The sequence below is a fragment of the Ferroacidibacillus organovorans genome (assembly GCF_001642725.1).
Taxonomy (GTDB): Bacteria; Bacillota; Bacilli; order Alicyclobacillales; family SLC66; genus Ferroacidibacillus; species Ferroacidibacillus organovorans.
This window is the reverse complement of the sequence record NZ_LSUQ01000055.1, coordinates 1-17,659: the sequence shown is the minus strand read 5'-3', so window position 1 is coordinate 17,659 and position 17,659 is coordinate 1. Positions and strand designations below refer to the sequence as shown.

Genomic DNA, 17,659 nt, shown 5'->3' with positions numbered 1-17,659 from the left:
GCGCACAAACGCTTGTCCATCACATCAAACCGGATGTTTCAATCGCGCTCGATGTCGGCATTTCTGGTGACACGCCGGGCATCGATGGTTACGATGCCCTTTCAGCACTCGGCAAAGGCCCAATTTTACTGATCTATGACGGTTCAATGCTCCCCAACCCGCGCTTTCGCGACTTCATCATGGACACCGCGTCCGATGCAAAAATTCCACTACAAGTCGAATCGATCGCGGGGGGTGGTACGGATGCAGGACGTTTTCACATGTACGGCTCCGGCGTTCCCTCCGTCGCCTTTGGCTGCACCACGCGCTATATTCACAGCCACGCAGCTGTCTACCACCAAGAAGACTTCGACCACGGTGTAGCGCTCTTAACCGAAGTGATCAAACGCTTGGATCACGGTGTTCTAAACGACTTGCGCGATCTATAATCCTCCGTCACCCCTCTGCGCCGTCAGAGGGGTGACGAGTCTTCAGGTTTTTATCCATGCGAGACGCGACTTCGCGTTCTTCCTCACGGTTTGAATGCTGCAATCTTTGTGCGACGCGACGCTGATCTTCCAGTGATCGATTCTGGTTTAATTTAGACTTTCCTTCGAGCTGTTTCACAGAAATGTAAAAACCGCGAATCCCTCGTGCCATCGCTTGAACCCATCCCTCGTGGAGCGAATCCACCAGAGGCAAATGGGGGTCATGTTGGAGAATGAGTTGCTTTAGATCGCTGTCGCGCAGTTCGTTCTCCTCGTAAAAATGGATCGTTCCTTTCGCGTGCACCACTTGATAGTTCCACGTTGGAACAGCGCGCTCTTCTTCATACCAGCCTGAAGAGATATAGCTGTGCGGACCATGAAAAATGGCCAGCACTGTGGATCCTTCGGGAATTTTCGCGTGAGGATTGGCTGCCGCAAAATGTCCGTGAAGCGTCATTGACGCTTCTTTGAACACGAGCGGCACATGTGATACAAGCATGTCAGTATTTGAAACTGAGCATAATGTAGCAAACGGATATGAACGCATGAGTTCAAACGTTTCAGCATCATGCATGCCGAATGAAGCGGGTGTATACATAAAAATTCCTCCTCTTTCCATAGCCCACTTAGGTTTGACGCGTGTCACACAGAAAGCTACAATGAGTCGAGACGCTTTAATAAGTTTAGTTATATCAAAAAAGGGAGTGTTTTTCTTGAATTCATCTTACCAGCCGCTTTTTCAACCGATTCGCCTACGAAGAGGTGCCGAGTTGAAGAATCGCATCATCATGGCTCCGATGACACACTTCTCATCTCACCCTGACGGAACCGTGTCTGACGATGAAATTCGCTACTATGAGCGTCGCACTGGCGGTGTGAGTATGGTAATCACAGCCTGCGTTTTCGTCTCGCCAAGCGGCAAAGGATTCCCTGGGGAGTTTGGCGCCGAACGTGACGAACGCATTGAGGGGCTATCTCGCCTCGCGAGCGCCATAAAAAGGCAAGGTGCTAAAGCGGTTCTGCAAATTTTTCACGGGGGTCGCGCGTGCGCGCCAGACCTCGTTCCCAATCGCGACGTCGTCAGCGCGAGTGATGTCGCTGAAGAAAAAGAAGGTGCACCGACGCCGCGCCCTTTGACAGAGCCAGAAATCGTGCAGATCGTGCGCGATTTTGGCGAAGCGACACGCCGCGCCATTGAAGCCGGATTTGACGGTGTCGAACTCCACGGAGCAAATGGCTATTTGATCCAGCAATTCTACTCACCCTACACAAACAAGCGTAACGATCGATTCGGCGGTTCAAGGGAAAATCGATTGACGTTTCCACTCATGATCGTTGATGAAGTGACGCGTGTTGTCAAGGAGCACGCAAAAAACGAATTTTTGATCGGTTACCGTTTTTCGCCTGAAGAGGCACATGAACAGGGACTAAAAATGGAAGATACAAACGTGTTGATTGACGCGCTGAAAAGCAAGGCGTTGGACTATCTCCACGTTTCCGCGACCGACTACCGCACACCGCCAAAATCAGGATCAGATCAGTCAACCTCTCGCATCGCACTCATCGTAAAGCGCGCGGGAAACGATCTGCCAGTCATCGGCGTCGGATCGATCAAGACACCAGACGATGCGATTGACGCGCAATCTTCAACAGGATGTGCTCTGATCGCTCTGGGGCGCGAGATCATCATCGAACCGGACTGGGTGCAAAAAGTGGAGCGGGGCGATGAGCACGCCATCGCGACGGAACTCTCCCTTAGCGATCAAGAACGGCTCGTCGTGCCCACGCCATTGTGGAATGCCATCACGCACACACCTGGTTGGTTTCCGATTGCGATGTCATCCAATGCATAACGCGAAGGCGTTACGCAAAGGAGACGATTGACGGGTTGAGCGCTTTTAAAACGGGCGGCGTCTGTCCAGGCTGACACTGGGCGATCACATTCCCATCCGCCTTCGTATCGATATGTAAAACTCCGCCTGGCAATTTACCATACGGGACTGAGCCGGGTGGTATGTTCGGTCCGCCAAAAGCTGCAAGATTCATCTTTTGCTTTGCCAAGTCTTTTAGAAATGAGACCGTATAGGCGACAGGGCTGTGTGGAAATGGTGCAAGAAATCCAGGCGCATTATAGTTCGTTCCAAGTTCTTGCTCGAGTAGTGTTGCGTTTGTTTGCATCGCATCGGTCAAGAGCGCTGGCAGATCATCCTGCGTAACCCGTTGATTGGGAATGGCTGATGCGTGAAACAAAGAGAGCGGCAGCGGGGCGATCGGCACTTCGCCCTGCTCTGTGTTTTGGTTGTAAAACGCAAGAACAAATTGATGGCTGCTTATATTGTAGACTCCGGCAAACCGCGAGATGACATTCTCATTGATGCCCTGTCCAAGCGACGTGGAAACTGGATAAAACATAGTTGCAATGAGCAGCAATGCGGCCACGATGACCATGAAAATGACTGAGTTTGTATTGATTCGTTTTTTGGGAGACGCTGTCATTGTGTTGTGAATTCCTCTCTATCACTGGCATGAATGACGTAAAATAGGTAAACTTTTAAAAAAAGCTGTCGCAAAATGAGAAACAGCGTAATGACTTTGGGAGGAATTGTTCATGGCAGAGTTATTTACACCCTTTGAAAAGGGACAACTTCATCTTAAGAATCGAATTGTCATGGCGCCGATGTGTCAATACTCCGTGACTGCAAAAGACGGAATTCCAAACGACTGGCACTTTGTTCACTATGTCACGCGCGCAATCGGCGGCGTCGGCCTTGTCATCATGGAAATGACCGACGTAGAGCCGGACGGTCGAATTACCGACTATGATCTCGGACTTTGGTCCGACGATCACATCCCTGCATTTACGCGCATCATCGATGCGGTTCACGAGCACGGCGCAAAGATCGGGATTCAGCTTGGGCACGCAGGGCGCAAAGCAGAAGATGCGCCACAACCGGTCGCTCCTTCTGCGATTCCCTTTCCTGGCGAGCGCTATAAAATGCCGCGCGCGCTGACGGTCGATGAGGTTCAAACGATGGTGCGAAAATTTGCAGACGCGGCGATTCGCGCAGTCAAAGCGGGTGTTGACACACTTGAAATTCACGGAGCACACGGCTATCTGATCCATCAGTTCCAATCTCCGCTCACAAACCAGCGACAAGATGCGTACGGGCAAGATCTGGCGCGCTTTGGCGTCGAGGTCATTCGCGCAGTAAAAGCGGTGATTCCACCCTCCATGCCACTGATCATGAGACTCTCTGCCGTAGAGTATGTTGAAGGCGGGTACGGCTTGTCCCACACGATTGAACTGGCCAAAGCCTATGAAGCAGCGGGTGTCGATCTGTTTCACGTGAGTTCTGGCGGCGAAGGTCCGATTGGTTCAGGTGGACGACCAGGAACATCGCCTGGCTACCAGGTGCCGTTCGCGCGCGCCATTCGAGAAGCGCTCCACACCCCTGTGATCGCAGTGGGCCGGCTCGAAGATCCCGCGCTTGCAGAAGCTGTCATTGCAAACGGAGACGCTGATCTTGTCGCCGTCGCGCGCGGATTGCTCAAAGACCCTTACTGGCCACTCCACGCAGCAACTGCGCTGCGCGCGACACCCGATGTTCCTAAACAGTATACCCGCGCGTTTTAGGCGCGGGCTTCTTTTTTCTAATCGCCGATCCCATGATCTCACGCCTGCCCAATCAGCGCAAATCAAACATGCACGATTCAATCAATCGCTCACGCCTCAAAGGACAACCTGAACGATCGGGAAACACGACCCGCGCGTGGCGCAAAAAAACTGATCGTAACTTCCTCGTCAGACGCCCCGCGCACCACCCACTCCACAACACCGCGCTGACGAATCGGCGTTGCCCACGCATCGCGGCCGCCATACCCATCGAGATGGTCCATGATGTAAGGCGAGCTTCCGGAAAGGAATTCAACAGTCCCCTCCAACGTGGCTGTGAGTTTGTCAAGTGTATGCGTTTTTCCTTTCTCTGTGCTCGTTGTCGGCAAAAAGCCGCCATTTGCAACCTCTGCAACGACGCGATACACATGATCCGCCTCTTTTGTAACACGGAGATAAGGAATGCGAAGTTTCGGCGTGCTCAATCCAAGTCGCGTTAAAAACGGCGAAATGCGCGCGCACTCCTCTTCCAAAAGATGTAAAGGTGGATTTTGAATGACGTATTTAGGATGAAGTCCGCCGATTTCTACATCGCCAAAATCGGGGTGATGAAACGCAGTCCAGGGAAAAACCCCTTGATCAATAGCTTCCCGATCCACCCAGGCATAGATTTTCCGCTCATCGTCCGTGCGTTCATCAGGCGTTCGTTGGATCATATGGCGCATTCCGTACTCGCCATAGCCGCGAGCACCCGCGCGGTGCGCCAAATCCCAAAGCTCGATGGTAAATCCGAGAATCCCGAGATGATCATACATCCAGTCATCTGCGGCGCCCGGCATCAACACCGCTTCGTGACCTGTCGCAAACTTCTCAAAGTTTGAACCTGCAAAGTACCCGCTGGCCTCTGCGCCCATATCAGCGACACGCGTGAAGAGAAGACGATCAAATGACGATAAAACGGTGTCATCTCCAGTTGAAGGCTGTCGCAGGATGACCCCGCCTGACGTGTGTAGCGCCGCATAGGCAGCAATGTTTGGATGGGCGATGATCCATTGTGCAAAACATCTCAGTTCAGGTTCCGAGAGTGGAAATGGGCCGGCACCGTCTTGTCCTGCTTCATTCGCCCAGCGAATCGGGAAATTACGATTAAAATCCATGCCGCTGCGCGCGCGGTTGTACGCTCTGGCAAACGGTGGCAGATCCCCGGAGCGAGATTGGCGATGGATGCGCCCTTCTGGAAATACGTGATAGTAGGTTCCCCCAATTTCACCAGGCCTGCGCTGTCGCATCACACGCGGATCCAACTCATCCGGAACAAACGCGCCGTCTTCTGCAGGAATACGCATATGCAGGATGACGCCGTCGCCGTTTACATCGTCAGGATAAAATCCTTCTGGCGGTGCGGAATAGGGATACGTGTGGGGGCTTGATCGCAACCATGCAGGTGTTGTCAAGTAAGCTTCAGCGCCATCCACGGAAAGCCTCGGGACAACGTACACCGTGTGATCGTCTAACAATGCTGTAATTTCCTGGTCATTTCCATACATTTCAAGACACTGTGTGATCCAGTACATCGCAGCGGCATTCCCTGTCACTTCTCCTGCGTGTATGTTCGCGTCGACGAGAACGGCCGATTTTTCTTCCGCTGTTGCGCGCGCAAACTGAGTCAGCGTCACAACCGGAATCGCGCGCCCTTCTCGACTCGTCCCCATAACCTCGACCCGCATGAGCGTCGGGTATTTCTGCGCGAGTCGGCTCAATTCATCCCACATCGCAGTGAATCCCCAATAGAGCGCCTTCATGGCTCATCCCCCCAAGGTTTCCCAGTATGCGATGCCAACCATGTTTTAGCACTCGTAAATTCGGATTGCAGCACCCCGTGTCCAGCGTTCTGCCAATCATGCGTCACATCGGCGCCAGCTGCCCGAAGTGTTTCTTCTAATCTTTCACTCGACGCATGAGGTACAATCGGGTCCTCGCGTCCAGAGGACAGATAGACAGAGTGGCGCTTGAGATCAGGTAAGCGGGGAGGCGTGAGCGGCATCATCGCGCGAAAGAGGAGTGCAGACGTTAACACCGCCGGTTCAAGGAGTAACATACTCGCCGCGATATTGGCGCCGTTCGAATAACCGACTGCGATCCACTCGTTATCCCACAGTCCATAGTGATCCTTTACCTCATCAAGAAAGGACGAGAGTTCACGTGTTCGAAAGAGCAAATCCGCTTCGTCAAATACTCCTTCAGAGAGTCGACGAAAAAAACGATTTGCCTGCCCCTCCTTCACCTTACCACGAATCCCCAAAAGCGAAGCGTGTGGCGCCAAGAACGTTCCAAGCGAGAGCAGATCATGTTCGTCGCCTCCTGTCCCGTGCAAGAGAATCAAGGTTTGTTTATGATTCACTTTGCTTTGTACAAACGTGTGATGAAAATTCATCAAACTCCCCTTCCGCTTCTGTGCCATCGCGCAAATCCATTCCAGCGACAATCGTACGTGAATGCGTCCATCAGCTCAACACCTCCCATTCTAGCGTAATGGATTCTACGACTCAAAAATTCCTATTGACGTGGAAGAACACGGCAAAAGGTTCGCAACTCTTCCCGTTGGCGCAAATAACACCGCAAGCGCTACTCGGGTACTAAAAAAGACAGCGGGGATGTGTTTCAGCATCCCCGCTGTCTTAATTCGGAATCAGGTATCGCAATCAGCGCACAACCAGCACTGGCACGTGAGATCGATTGAGGACACCGTGGCTCACGCTTCCAATCAGCAATCGATCAAGCGTGCCTCTGCCGTGACTGCCCATGACGATCAAATCTGCAGAGCGCTCTTTTGCGATTTCACAGATGACCGTCGCTGGATAACCTACATGTTGCTCAAAACGAATGCGATCGCCATACTTAAAAAAAGCTTCCTCGACAATTTCCTTTTTTATCGCGGCGACGATCTCGTCGTTATACTCAGGTTCTGCAAGGGTTGGAACTCCAGGAATGCTCCCCGCATAGAGCGGATCGTGATAAGCTGTCGAAACATAGAGAACGGTCAGTTTTGCTTCGGTCCAGCGATTCAAAAAATCAGAAATCATTGGAATCGCCTCGCGTGACGCGCTCGAACCGTCTGTCGCATACAGAATGTGGTTCATCGTCGTTTCCCCCTTCTCCACTCATTATGCTCCATCTTCCGCTCCTTTAAGAGATTCGAAACGATGATTCAAATTTAGTCCGAATGGCCGATTGACAAATTAAGCTGACTCTTGGTACAAACCTTTCAGCGCTTGCGCCGTGGCGATCACCCAGAGCAAAAGTGTAATGCACCAAGCCATAATTGCGATCAAAAGAAATACCGGTGCAAAAAGCGACAAGAAGCTCAGTCCTGGAAAGTGGCTGATGAAAGAAAGCGACACAGCATACATACCTAGCGGAAAAATGACACTCCACAAGCCAGTCTCATAGCGAAAGAGCGAATGCCACGAGCGATACTTCCATCCTCCCATGATGAGAAGCAGAGGAATCCAAAAGCTCCCCCACGCCCACATCATGACGGTGAGAGCGACGACAAAAGAGTGTATGAGATGCAAGAAGGGGGATCCCAATTCTGGCGATGCAAGGTGCGTCCCCGCGACCGTTGCGATCGCCATCGCCCCCATGTTAATCCAGTACGATGGGGCGAGATCTTCCCGGCGTACGCCACTAAAAAAGAACCGATAAAGAATAAACACGATAAATAAAAGATAAAAAAGGATTCCGAGCGCCCAAAACGCAAACGATGCGACCAAGAGCCACTCACGCTCATCTCCGATGTGCGCCGCGACGAGCGCGCTAATGATTGCTAGCGACTGCGTTGCGACAGGTGCCAACAGCCATGACCCATTGACAATCGCCGCAAGCGGGCGTTCATTTTCAAAGATCAGATACGCAAACTGCAAGTACAGCAGCGCCATCCACGAGAGGAGTCCAAACACGGTGAGTACACTCATTAACCAGAACTCATGCGTTCCATTGAGACGAATCGCGAGTACATCCGTCGCCGCTACCAGTGTTAAAAATCCAAAGCTGCGCTCTGGATGAACCCAATCCGTCCGCATGTGTGAAGCGAATTGCGTCCACCTCCACCCATACAAAATCAATAAGCTGATGTAGAAAATAAGTGCGATCGCTAGAAAAAAACTTGAAGAAGCTTTCCAACCGTTCAATTCTGACCCGACAGAGAGAATCCCTGTCGCCATGACCACTGAAAAATAGGCGGGACTCATTGCGCGAACGCGCGATTGAACCCATTCCCTAATGCGCGTTGAAATCGCGTCAGTCTTCGATTGGGCCAAATTCCCACTCGCTCCATTCCTCTATCTCGCCATTTTCCCACGTTATCACGAGTGTACGTAATAAGCACGCCGGGTTGATCTGAACGTCGATCACTTGGCCGTCAAGATGATGATCGGGGTGTTTCACGTGATCTCCCGTATTTAAACGCATTTTGACTCCCTCCACTCTCATTCGTCACGCACACCCCCATAAAGGAATCATAGATGCGCATGATCAGGGTTTCACGCGATCTTATCGCGCACCCCCTCTACATTTTATACTACGACAATTGCATTCATCATGGGAGATTTCCTTCTTTTTATGTCATTCTTCCTTGACATCTCCCTGTGCATCCTTTATATTGTGATAGCAGTGGTTTTGATTCAATCCTAAGCCACCTGATGGCGAGATCTTCATACCATGCGGGTGTGGCGGAATTGGCAGACGCACCAGACTTAGGATCTGGCGGGCAACCGTGGGGGTTCGAGTCCCTTCACCCGCACCACGATGGATTTACTTCGGAGTTTAGCGCAGCTTGGTAGCGCGCCTGCCTTGGGAGCAGGAGGCCACAGGTTCGAATCCTGTAACTCCGACCACAAAAAGAGCCCGTGAACACGGGCTCTTTACTTTTACATAGAATCTTCCCCACATCAAGAATTCGGTTAGAGCAACGTTCCATGATTATCTAGACTCAAGTTCTAAAAACGGGCGATCGACTCAGTACACAACCTGCTCATGCACATACCTTATGAAGGTGAAACGAGAGGAGGGAATGTGAGTGGGTACATTTGGAGGATATACGCGTTGGGCTGTTGTATTTCTGATTATTTTCGTACTGTTCTTCTTGCTTGTTCCAGGTATCGGTGGCGGCTATGGCACAACGGGTGCAGGCGTTGGCGGCGCGTACTAAGTTTCTCAATTCAGTGAATGGGTAAGGAAAGCGAGGGATTCACATGGGCACGTTTGGGAACTACACCCAATGGGCGATTGTGTTTTTGATTATTTTCGTACTGTTCTTCCTCTTTGTACCAACTTACGGTGGCGGGGCTGGCGGAGCATACTAACGAACGCTGAACGTTATGGGATTTACCCTTTGCAACACGCCTCGCCGCTGTACGTAAAGAGGCAAGACGCATCCGCGTCTTGCCTCTTTACGTACAGCGGCGAGGCGATACGTTACGAAACTCGTGCGCTGAATGCAGGAAATCCCATGATCCAGACAGACATCAGCGCAACGGCGAACGTAAAGAAGAGCCCAAGTACGAGTGCTCCTAGATGGAATGGAGGTCCATCCCCCTCTGTGGCGTGCATAAAGAAATACAATTGAACCACAATTTGCAGACCAGCCAACACCATCAGTACGATGAGCAGCGGCCCTAGTGTAAAGGAGCGTTTTAGCGCAAATGTGTACGCGAGCGCGGTCAGCACAAGAGAAGAGAGATATCCGACAATGTACTTCTTCGCCGAATGTTTTGGATGGATTCCCCCATCCACTTTTTCAGATTCCACATTCACCTTACATCACCACCCCAGATAAATAGACAACTGTGAAGATGAAGACCCACACCACATCGAGAAAATGCCAATACAGATTGACGACAAACAACTTGCGCGCAGTGACCCGCGTGATGCCTTTGCGGGCAATTTGAATCCACGTCACAATCATCCAGCCGATGCCGATCGATACGTGAAGTCCGTGCGTACCGACGAGTGTGTAGAATGCGGAGAGAAAGGCGCTGCGCTGCATCGTTGCCCCTCTCGCCACATTTGCAGCAAACTCACTCACTTCAAAGCCGAGAAAGCCGAGTCCCAGCAACACCGTTACGGCGATCCAGGCCAGCACGGCCGACTTATTTCGATTGCGCATCGCGAGTGTCGCGAGCCCGCCTGTAAAGCTGCTTGTCAATAACAAAAACGTTTCAGTCGCAAAACCGGGAACATCAAACAGTTGTTTTGCGGTCAATCCTCCGTCCGTGTGTGTGCGCAATACGAGATACGTTGCAAACAAACAGCCAAAGAGCAACATATCGGTTGCTAGAAAAATCCAGAAACCAAGAATTTTGATGGATTGTTCTGGATCCTGATACTCGAGCGGCTTTTCTTCGTTCGCCACACGTCCGTGGAGAGCATATTCGATAAATGCCATGATTACAACCTCCCCAATGCGGCTTCCGTCTCGCGAATTTCATCAGCCGGAATGGTGTGCTCATCGCCATACTCAAATGCTCGAAAGAGTAAACTGAGTAGAATGCCGATGAGCCCAAGTACCGCGATAGGAATCCATTCAAAGACCAATCCGAATCCAGCGATGAAGAATGATACTCCCATGAGGAAAGGTCGACCAGAATTTTTCGGCATGTGAATCGGCGTGATCATATCCGATTTCAGTTTGAGACGATCGGTCTCTTTCCGCTCTTTGAGTTCCCACCACATGTCGCGCTCTGTCACCGTTGGAATCACGGCGAAATTGTAGTGTGGAGCCGGAGATGGCAGCGACCATTCAAGTGTCCGAGCATCCCACGGATCGCCCGTTAGGTCGCGCTCCCCATGTTTGATACTGTAAAGTACTTGAATGACGATGAACAGAAACCCGAGTCCCATGATGTAGGCGCCGATGGTTGAGATAAAATTGAGCGTTCCCCAGCCCATGTCGGTCGGGTAGGTGTACATGCGGCGCTGCATCCCCATGAAACCGAGCGCGTATTGCGGCATGAAACAGACATAAAATCCGATGTTAAAGAGCCAAAACGCAATTTTTCCAAGCCGAACATCGAGCATAAAGCCGAATACTTTAGGCCACCAGTAGTACATACCAGCGAGCATTCCAAACACGACGCCTCCGATCAAGACCTGATGAAAGTGGGCGATCAGAAAGTAGCTGTTGTGGTATTGATAATCTGCAGGCGCTGCGGCCAGCATCACACCGGTCGCCCCGCCGATGGTAAAGCACGGGACAAAGGCAATTGTCCAGAGCATGGGAAGTGTCAGGCGAATCCGCCCGCGAAACATCGTAAACAACCAGTTGAACACTTTGACACCCGTCGGTATGGCGACAAGCATCGACGCGATGGCAAAGAACGTGTTAACGCCCGCCCCTGCGCCCATCGTAAAGAAGTGATGAGCCCACACAAAGTAGCTGATGACGCTAATGAGCATGAGTGATAACACCATCGATGAGTAACCGAAGACGCGTTTTCGCGCGAAAGTGGCGACCACCTCCGAGTAAACGCCAAACGCGGGTAAGATGACGATATACACCTCCGGATGACCCCATACCCAGAAGAGATTTACAAACATCATCGGATCGCCACCGTGTAAGATGGTAAAGAAGTGCGTACCTGCAACCCGATCAAGCGTAAGCAGCGCAAGGGCGATGGCCAGCGCCGGAAAGGCGAAAATGATGACAACACTCGCCGCAACAACCGACCATGAAAAGAGTGGCATCCGCATAAGTTTCATTCCGGGCGCACGCATCTTAAAAATGGTAACCAAGAAGTTGATCCCAGTCGCGATGCTGCCGATACCGGAAATCTGTAAGGCTAGCAGGTAGTAGTTTTCTCCGGGGCCAAAGTCAAACCCGAGCTCTGAGAGTGGTGGATAGCTGACCCACCCAGCGTCCGGTGATCCCCCAAAGACGAAGGAAATATTAAAGAGCATGGCGCCAAAAAAGAATAACCAAAAAGAAATCGCGTTTAAATAGGGAAACGCAACATCGCGGGCGCCGATCTGTAGCGGTACCACAATATTGAATAAGGCGAAAATAAAGGGCATCGCCATAAACAGAATCATGATCGTACCGTGTGTCGTAAAGATTTGATCATAGTGTTCGGCGCTTAAAAAGTGATTTCCTGGGACAGCGAGCTGTGTGCGCAACAATAGTGCGTCGACGCCGCCGCGAAACATCATTATAAGTGCTGCAAGAAGATACATGATGCCGATTTTTTTGTGATCAACCGTTGTCAGCCATTCACGCCAGAGCCATTTCCACCGACGCAATCGCGTGAGTGTCACAACAATGCCAAGCATTGTGAGAAGAATCAATACATCTGAGCCCCAGATCATAGGGCCTTCATTCCACATCAAATAGGTCGTCGTAAAATGTGTTAGCCAAACTGGCATGTGCCTGTCACTCCCTTCTTATTGAGTGGAATTGTGCTTCATGGAGTTGGAACCCGTACCCTGCGCTGGCAGCATGCCCGGCATGTATTTTCCACCGTCTGCCCATACCGTTCCGTTAAATAAATTGGGCGGAATGGAAGAATACTGGGTTGTTCCAATGACGCTAGGTATTTTAAGCTGTGCGTAAATCGCTCGTGTAAGCGGGTGTGAAGTCGATTTCACACGCTGAACCCACCCATAAAATTGCGTCGCAGGTTTTGCGATGACGTTAAAGTTCATATGTGCGAAACCGCGACCTGTGAAGTTTGCGCCATGGCCATAATACGTCCCAGATTGATTCGCCTGAAGCCATAGACGCATCGCCATTCCAGGCATGGTGTACTCTTGCCCACCAAGTCGCGGCACCCAAAATGAGTTCATAGGGGCGTCTGATGTGAGCACAAAATTGATCGGGACACCTGTAGGAATGACCGCGTAATTCACAGTTGCGATTTTTTGGTCAGGGTATTGGAAAAGCCACTTCCAATCGAGCGAAGTCACTTCAATGGTGATTGGTGCGATGTTGTTTTCCGGCGGTCGAACAAGGGCAAACGTCGTCTTTTCGGTGAAGTAACCGAGAATGCCGACGATCACGATCGGAATCCCCCACCAAATCACTTCAAGGACGCGGCTCTCAGACCACTTTGGCTGATACGGCGCACGGTTGCCTGGTTTGTCACGATAACGCCAAACGATAAAAACTAAGAGTGCCAAAACAGGTATGATAACAATTCCGGTGAGGATGACCGAGAGTATAATTAAATGAAGCTCTTCTCGTCCAACTGGACCGACTGGATCAAGCACCATATATTGAGGACCACACCCTGACAAGAGCAGGGTCATTGCAGAAGCGCCAAGCATGCCGTAGCGGATGCGTCGCTTTTTCGCTTTGTCATGCACGTTAGTTCACTCCTTTCTTTCATGCTGTGTCACGCGACGTCGTAAACGTCGCCCCCCTCAAGATGAGCCTCGCATCTGATGAGTACGTATCGTTTACGACTGCATCACGAGCATAGCTCGCAGTTCGCGCGCGAGTAAGACATAAGCCTGCTAGGCGGAATCCATCCAAACGGACTAATTCTTCATGGTCTGATCAGACTAGACATGCGTTCCAATCCTAAAATCCTTCTTTACCTCGATTGAAGTAAACACAACAAAACCGCGCGATCGCGCGGTTTTGTTGTGTTTGCATAAAGATGGATGCGACAAATATGCCTTAACGCGATTCGTTTAACAGTTGTTGAAACAACTGCACAAATTGTTCACAATCTCCAATTCCTCGCGAAAAAAATTCTCGATCGACCTGTTCTACCATCGGAAGCGCCTTTGCCACGATTTCCTTTCCTTTCATTGTTGTGTGAATTTGGTTTGCGCGCGTGTCCGCAGGATGGGAACTGCGATGTACAAGTTCTTTTTTCTCTAACGTACGTAACACCTGAGATGTCATCATCACATCGACCTTTGTGTGATGTGCCAATTGAACCTGTGTGATAGGTTCATTCAACTGTTCGAGCCATAACAGCGTTGTTAGAAGTACGAATTGGGTGTGTGTTACGTCAAGCGTCTTTAATGTATCTCGTTGTTTTCGTTGCCACAAATTTGAAACCTGCCAAAGCAAAAAACCAGGGCTATCAGCCGGTTTCTCAAATTCGGAACTAAATTTTCGCACCAAAATTGCTCACCCTTGCATTAAGAAATCAATTTTCAATTCCATTGCGCTACATGTGTAATGCAACTGTTGCTAGTGCTTGCATGGTTTTTGGAATTTCCGATGTAATCTCTGGTCCAATTTGATGTCCCAATTTATCTGCTGCAGGTCCAATCATCATCACCTGGTGAATCACTCGTGTTTTCCCATTCTCAAGAGTTTGCAACCTGTGAGTAAAGCGAATGGTGACGCCTGCTCCAGGAATCTCCGTTTCATCCGTGAAGCATTCTTTCTCACGCACTTCCACAAGCTTGAAGATCAGCGCCCTCTGTCCTCTCGGTGTTATGCTGCCAAATGATCCGTCACAAAAAGAGCCGCTCAGTTCCACATCTTCGATTCCTGTATCCCATTTCGTCCACGTCGATACATCTGAATAGAGCGACCATATTGCCTCAGCACTTGCTTCAGTTTCTATCATGTGTTCATATTTCCACATTTTATTTTCTCCCCCTAACCCTATTTCGTATACTCAATTATTATAAGTGAACATATTATAATTCGTCAAGAATATCTTTCTTATTAATTTCGCCTTATTATCAATATACAGATAAATCCTATATTCACTCAGCGCATCTTTCACATAAGCTGCACCTTACTCAAACATCCCCGACGAAAAGGTACGATCTGCGGATGACATGATCCGGCGCTTTGCAGCAACAGACACTCGCGCCGGATTTTTACTCACTCAGCCAAGACGGGCATACGTAACTCTGCGTTGTTTTTGGTCAGGCAAACCAATGTACGGTACACATCTTCCTCGCTCAAAATTGGATTACTGTACAGACCCGATCGAGTCATACTCCCTCAATTCATTCGCGATGACAGCCTTTTCGTCTGACGTGAGTAACCGACTCGCCATCGGAAACAAGTGACTGTCTTCTTTTCCAAGGTGATTGAGCAGCATCGTCGACAGTTCCAATACCTTGTTCGTCAATAGTGAACGAGCGTGTTCATCCCCGTGTTCATCAACCGTCATGAGTTCCTCCGCTTCTTTATGCAAACGAGAAATAGCACGGTGCTCTTCGAGCAGTCTTGCAATCGGCCCCACGTCCATTCCACCGATATGATTTGCAATCCGCGGAAACAGTACATTTTCCTCTGCCTTGAAGTGATTCTTCAGTTCCTGTTCAATCGTGTTTAGGGTTGTCCGAATCATCTCTCGATCTAGAGACTGTTCCACGGCATGTAGTACGCTACAGACATGAATATGATCGTGAACCAAGGGCCGCAATTCAGGCGCAATTTGTTTCAAGAGCTCCGGGTGCTGGTATGCATTTTCATGTTCCAACGCTTGCTCTCCAGCCGCCGTCGAGTTTTTCGTTGGCACGCCATTCGGTGTCAAAACAAGCAACACCGTACTTCTTTCAAGCGCTTCCACGGCATGCTCAACCGTCGGCTCGATCGCCAACATCTCCGAGGCGTTCAGCACCTCACTCTCCGTACCGACGGTAAAGCGAATTTGACCCGTCAGTACAATAACGGTGAGTGCCAATGGCGCGCGATGCTTTGTGAGCCCTTCCCCAGGCTCCAATGAAAGCTGAACAAACTTGCTCTCGCCTCTTTTCAGTACACTCTGAACCGACTGTTCTCGAAATTGCAGCGAATATTTCTCCATGATCAAACCTCCCCATCCTTATAAGCCTCAATTGTATTTTTTCATTCTTGGACGGATCACGCTGTGCGCTAGATCACTTACCGATTTGCCTCCCAGTCAACGATTGAACCGATGGTTCTAGGCCGCCTAAGAGAATCGGCAGCGCATGGTCTGAAAGCACCCCAACCCAATCGGGTTCATCAGGCGTAAGCGTCGTTAGGACGGTCTTAAGCAGACCCAGACAACGCATGAGCAGCATGTATTTTGCCTGCAATCAAACGTCTGCGTGCCGCAGCAACTTACCGAGCAATGCGCGGTCGAATCTCCCTTGCATCGAACGAATGCTAGACAAGTGACATCAATCATTTCGATCTTATGGATCAGATCCGTATGACCTGAACCTTTGCCACCCATGTGAGACGCCCCAACTTCTCGCACAAACAGGTTACCACCCTCGATTTATGCCCAGTGTGCTCTTCGTCACAGCATCGTGGTTTTAACGATTGCATCATGGAGGCATACCGCTTCGTGACGAGGAGGAAAATCGTATGGGAAGTTGGTCCATCAATCTGGAGACGGAAGAATACGCGCTAGACCGTGACCTCATCCTGAAAGACTCCATGGAGGCAATTTACAAAACAACTCCCGGTTATTTCGTGAATTTGGCGGTGGCTCAAAACCATGGAAACCCAGATGATTATTTGGTTCCAGCTCTGCAAAACCACTTTGGAAACCAAATCCATATCCGCTTTATCGATCAATGCGGTTGCGGAGGTTACGTATATCGCGTGACCCGCAGGCAAACTGACCGCTTGTACTTTTCATAAACCCGACTCCCCAGTTGCACCAAAGTTGCACCAAAGTTGCACCAAACCACAATCCCTGCCTTTTCCCCGCCCCACTGCACAGCAAAAAACCGCGCAATCGCGCGGTTTTCCTTGGTGAGCCATGATGGACTCGAACCATCGACACCCTGATTAAAAGGCTGCGATGGCAAAGGTGCAGAGCGTGGGATTGAGTTGTGAAGAAAGCAAATGAACGGTGTTGTGATGGGCATTCCGCACTCAATGTCATGTATCAAAACGTATTCACATGGTTTGATCGCTGTTTCGTTGTTGCATCAAAAGTTGCACCAGAATTGTGGCTTACACAGCTTCATACTGTAGATATGAGCAGGTCCGACACCGGGCTACTTTACAGACTTACACATTTACCCAGTCCCGTATTGAATGCTTTCAATTATCACGGCTCGGGATTGACTCTTTGGATTTTAAATCGTCTTTTGACAGTAGCCTTTGCGGGTGCTCAAGTTCCAGGGTTCTGAGCTTTTTAATATAGGCATCAAATCCCCCAGCTTCCTGTAGCAACCGTTCTCGAGTTGCTCTGACTTCTTCAACAATGGGGTCATTCCATTCCATTTCATCATCCGTACCTCCCATTAGTTCGAGTGGCGTTACAATCATTGGCTCATGCAACTCATGCCTCCGATTGTATCGGTGTATCTTTGTACGGATTCCGCCATGAGCAAGGTGTTTGCAATTCCACGTTAATAAATAGTCGACTTCGTATATCACGGCAACCGACAAATGGACAGCATCAACCTTGGCCCGTTCTGGAATCTCAAGAAGTTGAACGTACGTTTCTGCAAGCTTGATCACTTCATTTGTAATTCTCAGAACGGGAAACTCCGTGACCACACCTAACCGCCGTTGTGCTAATTCTTGATCTCCTGCTCTACACTCGTCCAATAGTAAGCGTAAAATAGCCCCCACGTTAATGAAACGCAGAGGCTAGAATCAACTCACGGTTCCTACTTCACT

At 50.2% G+C, this 17,659-nt stretch carries 20 protein-coding genes, 2 tRNA genes and 1 pseudogene; 7 read left to right on the top strand and 16 right to left on the bottom strand.

Annotation, left to right across the window (positions count from 1 at the left end; genetic code table 11):
* Positions 1–428, top strand: a pseudogene (locus AYW79_RS12750) (peptidase M28); the annotation flags it as partial.
* 7 nt (positions 429–435) lie between these two features.
* Here the strand turns inward: AYW79_RS12750 and AYW79_RS12745 are convergent.
* Positions 436–1,065, bottom strand: coding sequence for an FMN-binding negative transcriptional regulator (locus AYW79_RS12745; protein WP_067566647.1), 630 nt, complete (start codon positions 1,063–1,065; stop codon positions 436–438).
* Positions 1,066–1,180: 115 nt separating this feature from the next.
* Here AYW79_RS12745 and AYW79_RS12740 point away from each other — a divergent pair, with 115 nt between their 5' ends.
* Positions 1,181–2,320, top strand: a complete 1,140-nt coding sequence (locus AYW79_RS12740) for an NADH-dependent flavin oxidoreductase (RefSeq protein ID WP_067566646.1) — start codon at positions 1,181–1,183, stop codon at positions 2,318–2,320.
* Between the two features lie 10 nt (positions 2,321–2,330).
* Here AYW79_RS12740 and AYW79_RS12735 read toward each other — a convergent pair whose 3' ends face one another.
* On the bottom strand, positions 2,331–2,963 hold the full coding sequence (locus AYW79_RS12735) for a hypothetical protein (protein ID WP_067566644.1): 633 nt from the start codon (positions 2,961–2,963) through the stop codon (positions 2,331–2,333).
* Between the two features lie 112 nt (positions 2,964–3,075).
* Between AYW79_RS12735 and AYW79_RS12730 the strand changes: the two genes are divergently transcribed.
* Positions 3,076–4,101, top strand: a complete 1,026-nt coding sequence (locus AYW79_RS12730; protein ID WP_067566639.1) for an NADH:flavin oxidoreductase/NADH oxidase — start codon at positions 3,076–3,078, stop codon at positions 4,099–4,101.
* A gap of 89 nt (positions 4,102–4,190) precedes the next feature.
* On the opposite strand, the gene AYW79_RS12725 is transcribed toward AYW79_RS12730, so the two are convergent.
* The 5 genes from AYW79_RS12725 to AYW79_RS15645 form a co-directional block, all read right to left on the bottom strand.
* Complete coding sequence (locus AYW79_RS12725; protein ID WP_067566638.1) at positions 4,191–5,882, bottom strand: M14 family metallopeptidase; 1,692 nt, start codon at positions 5,880–5,882, stop codon at positions 4,191–4,193.
* Entirely contained in the window at positions 5,879–6,514 is a 636-nt protein-coding gene (locus AYW79_RS12720) for an alpha/beta hydrolase (RefSeq protein WP_067566636.1), read from the bottom strand. The genes AYW79_RS12725 and AYW79_RS12720 overlap by 4 nt, the downstream gene beginning before the upstream one ends.
* A 268-nt stretch (positions 6,515–6,782) precedes the next feature.
* A complete protein-coding gene (locus AYW79_RS12715) occupies positions 6,783–7,220 on the bottom strand; it encodes a universal stress protein (protein ID WP_067566652.1) in 438 nt (145 codons plus the stop codon).
* A 99-nt stretch (positions 7,221–7,319) separates the two neighbouring features.
* A complete protein-coding gene (locus tag AYW79_RS12710) occupies positions 7,320–8,399 on the bottom strand; it encodes a tellurite resistance/C4-dicarboxylate transporter family protein (RefSeq protein ID WP_067566634.1) in 1,080 nt (359 codons plus the stop codon).
* Positions 8,380–8,550 (bottom strand): hypothetical protein, encoded by a 171-nt coding sequence (locus tag AYW79_RS15645; protein WP_156493906.1) that lies wholly within the window; start codon positions 8,548–8,550, stop codon positions 8,380–8,382. Before AYW79_RS15645 ends, AYW79_RS12710 begins: the two co-directional genes overlap by 20 nt.
* 251 nt (positions 8,551–8,801) lie before the next feature.
* Here AYW79_RS15645 and AYW79_RS12705 point away from each other — a divergent pair.
* From AYW79_RS12705 to AYW79_RS16290, 3 genes are all read left to right on the top strand, one after another.
* A tRNA-Leu gene (locus AYW79_RS12705) sits at positions 8,802–8,884 on the top strand.
* A gap of 14 nt (positions 8,885–8,898) precedes the next feature.
* Positions 8,899–8,975, top strand: a tRNA-Pro gene (locus tag AYW79_RS12700).
* Positions 8,976–9,157: 182 nt separating this feature from the next.
* Positions 9,158–9,289 carry a hypothetical protein gene (locus AYW79_RS16290; protein WP_269449069.1) on the top strand — a complete coding sequence of 44 codons (132 nt, stop codon included), beginning with the start codon at positions 9,158–9,160 and terminating at the stop codon, positions 9,287–9,289.
* Positions 9,290–9,555: 266 nt separating this feature from the next.
* On the opposite strand, the gene AYW79_RS12695 is transcribed toward AYW79_RS16290, so the two are convergent.
* From AYW79_RS12695 to AYW79_RS15640, 8 genes are all read right to left on the bottom strand, one after another.
* Positions 9,556–9,894 (bottom strand): cytochrome o ubiquinol oxidase subunit IV, encoded by a 339-nt coding sequence (locus tag AYW79_RS12695; RefSeq protein WP_067566632.1) that lies wholly within the window; start codon positions 9,892–9,894, stop codon positions 9,556–9,558.
* Between the two features lies 1 nt (position 9,895).
* Complete coding sequence (locus AYW79_RS12690) at positions 9,896–10,525, bottom strand: cytochrome (ubi)quinol oxidase subunit III (RefSeq protein WP_067566630.1); 630 nt, start codon at positions 10,523–10,525, stop codon at positions 9,896–9,898.
* A gap of 2 nt (positions 10,526–10,527) precedes the next feature.
* Positions 10,528–12,498, bottom strand: coding sequence for a cbb3-type cytochrome c oxidase subunit I (locus AYW79_RS12685; protein WP_067566628.1), 1,971 nt, complete (start codon positions 12,496–12,498; stop codon positions 10,528–10,530).
* An 18-nt stretch (positions 12,499–12,516) separates the two neighbouring features.
* Positions 12,517–13,437, bottom strand: a complete 921-nt coding sequence (locus tag AYW79_RS12680) for a ubiquinol oxidase subunit II (protein ID WP_231877876.1) — start codon at positions 13,435–13,437, stop codon at positions 12,517–12,519.
* A 316-nt stretch (positions 13,438–13,753) separates the two neighbouring features.
* Entirely contained in the window at positions 13,754–14,134 is a 381-nt protein-coding gene (locus AYW79_RS12675; protein WP_197461001.1) for a MarR family winged helix-turn-helix transcriptional regulator, read from the bottom strand.
* A 121-nt stretch (positions 14,135–14,255) separates the two neighbouring features.
* Positions 14,256–14,681, bottom strand: coding sequence for an SRPBCC family protein (locus tag AYW79_RS12670; RefSeq protein ID WP_067566624.1), 426 nt, complete (start codon positions 14,679–14,681; stop codon positions 14,256–14,258).
* Between the two features lie 336 nt (positions 14,682–15,017).
* Positions 15,018–15,860: a hemerythrin domain-containing protein gene (locus AYW79_RS12665; RefSeq protein ID WP_067566622.1), complete on the bottom strand. Its 843-nt coding sequence runs from the start codon at positions 15,858–15,860 to the stop codon at positions 15,018–15,020.
* Positions 15,861–15,933: 73 nt separating this feature from the next.
* Positions 15,934–16,098, bottom strand: coding sequence for a hypothetical protein (locus AYW79_RS15640; RefSeq protein WP_156481883.1), 165 nt, complete (start codon positions 16,096–16,098; stop codon positions 15,934–15,936).
* Positions 16,099–16,387: 289 nt separating this feature from the next.
* On the opposite strand from AYW79_RS15640, the gene AYW79_RS12660 reads away from it, so the two are divergent.
* Positions 16,388–16,666, top strand: a complete 279-nt coding sequence (locus AYW79_RS12660) for a CGCGG family putative rSAM-modified RiPP protein (RefSeq protein ID WP_067566620.1) — start codon at positions 16,388–16,390, stop codon at positions 16,664–16,666.
* A gap of 408 nt (positions 16,667–17,074) precedes the next feature.
* Here the strand turns inward: AYW79_RS12660 and AYW79_RS12655 are convergent, their stop codons facing one another.
* Positions 17,075–17,536 (bottom strand): PIN domain-containing protein, encoded by a 462-nt coding sequence (locus AYW79_RS12655; RefSeq protein WP_067566618.1) that lies wholly within the window; start codon positions 17,534–17,536, stop codon positions 17,075–17,077.
* Positions 17,537–17,659: the final 123 nt, after the last annotated feature.

Excerpts from the sequence above, each read along its gene's own strand:
- AYW79_RS12745 (WP_067566647.1), bottom strand. The coding sequence starts at position 1,065 with ATGTATACACCCGCTTCATTCGGCATGCATGATGCTGAAACGTTTGAA.
- AYW79_RS12725 (WP_067566638.1), bottom strand. The coding sequence starts at position 5,882 with ATGAAGGCGCTCTATTGGGGATTCACTGCGATGTGGGATGAATTGAGC.
- AYW79_RS12685 (WP_067566628.1), bottom strand. The coding sequence starts at position 12,498 with ATGCCAGTTTGGCTAACACATTTTACGACGACCTATTTGATGTGGAAT.
- AYW79_RS15645 (WP_156493906.1), bottom strand. The coding sequence starts at position 8,550 with ATGCGTTTAAATACGGGAGATCACGTGAAACACCCCGATCATCATCTT.
- AYW79_RS12660 (WP_067566620.1), top strand. The coding sequence starts at position 16,388 with ATGGGAAGTTGGTCCATCAATCTGGAGACGGAAGAATACGCGCTAGAC.
- AYW79_RS15640 (WP_156481883.1), bottom strand. The coding sequence starts at position 16,098 with ATGCTGCTCATGCGTTGTCTGGGTCTGCTTAAGACCGTCCTAACGACG.
- AYW79_RS12730 (WP_067566639.1), top strand. The coding sequence starts at position 3,076 with ATGGCAGAGTTATTTACACCCTTTGAAAAGGGACAACTTCATCTTAAG.
- AYW79_RS12670 (WP_067566624.1), bottom strand. The coding sequence starts at position 14,681 with ATGTGGAAATATGAACACATGATAGAAACTGAAGCAAGTGCTGAGGCA.
- AYW79_RS12665 (WP_067566622.1), bottom strand. The coding sequence starts at position 15,860 with ATGGAGAAATATTCGCTGCAATTTCGAGAACAGTCGGTTCAGAGTGTA.
- AYW79_RS12720 (WP_067566636.1), bottom strand. The coding sequence starts at position 6,514 with ATGAATTTTCATCACACGTTTGTACAAAGCAAAGTGAATCATAAACAA.
- AYW79_RS12690 (WP_067566630.1), bottom strand. The coding sequence starts at position 10,525 with ATGGCATTTATCGAATATGCTCTCCACGGACGTGTGGCGAACGAAGAA.
- AYW79_RS12715 (WP_067566652.1), bottom strand. The coding sequence starts at position 7,220 with ATGAACCACATTCTGTATGCGACAGACGGTTCGAGCGCGTCACGCGAG.
- AYW79_RS12735 (WP_067566644.1), bottom strand. The coding sequence starts at position 2,963 with ATGACAGCGTCTCCCAAAAAACGAATCAATACAAACTCAGTCATTTTC.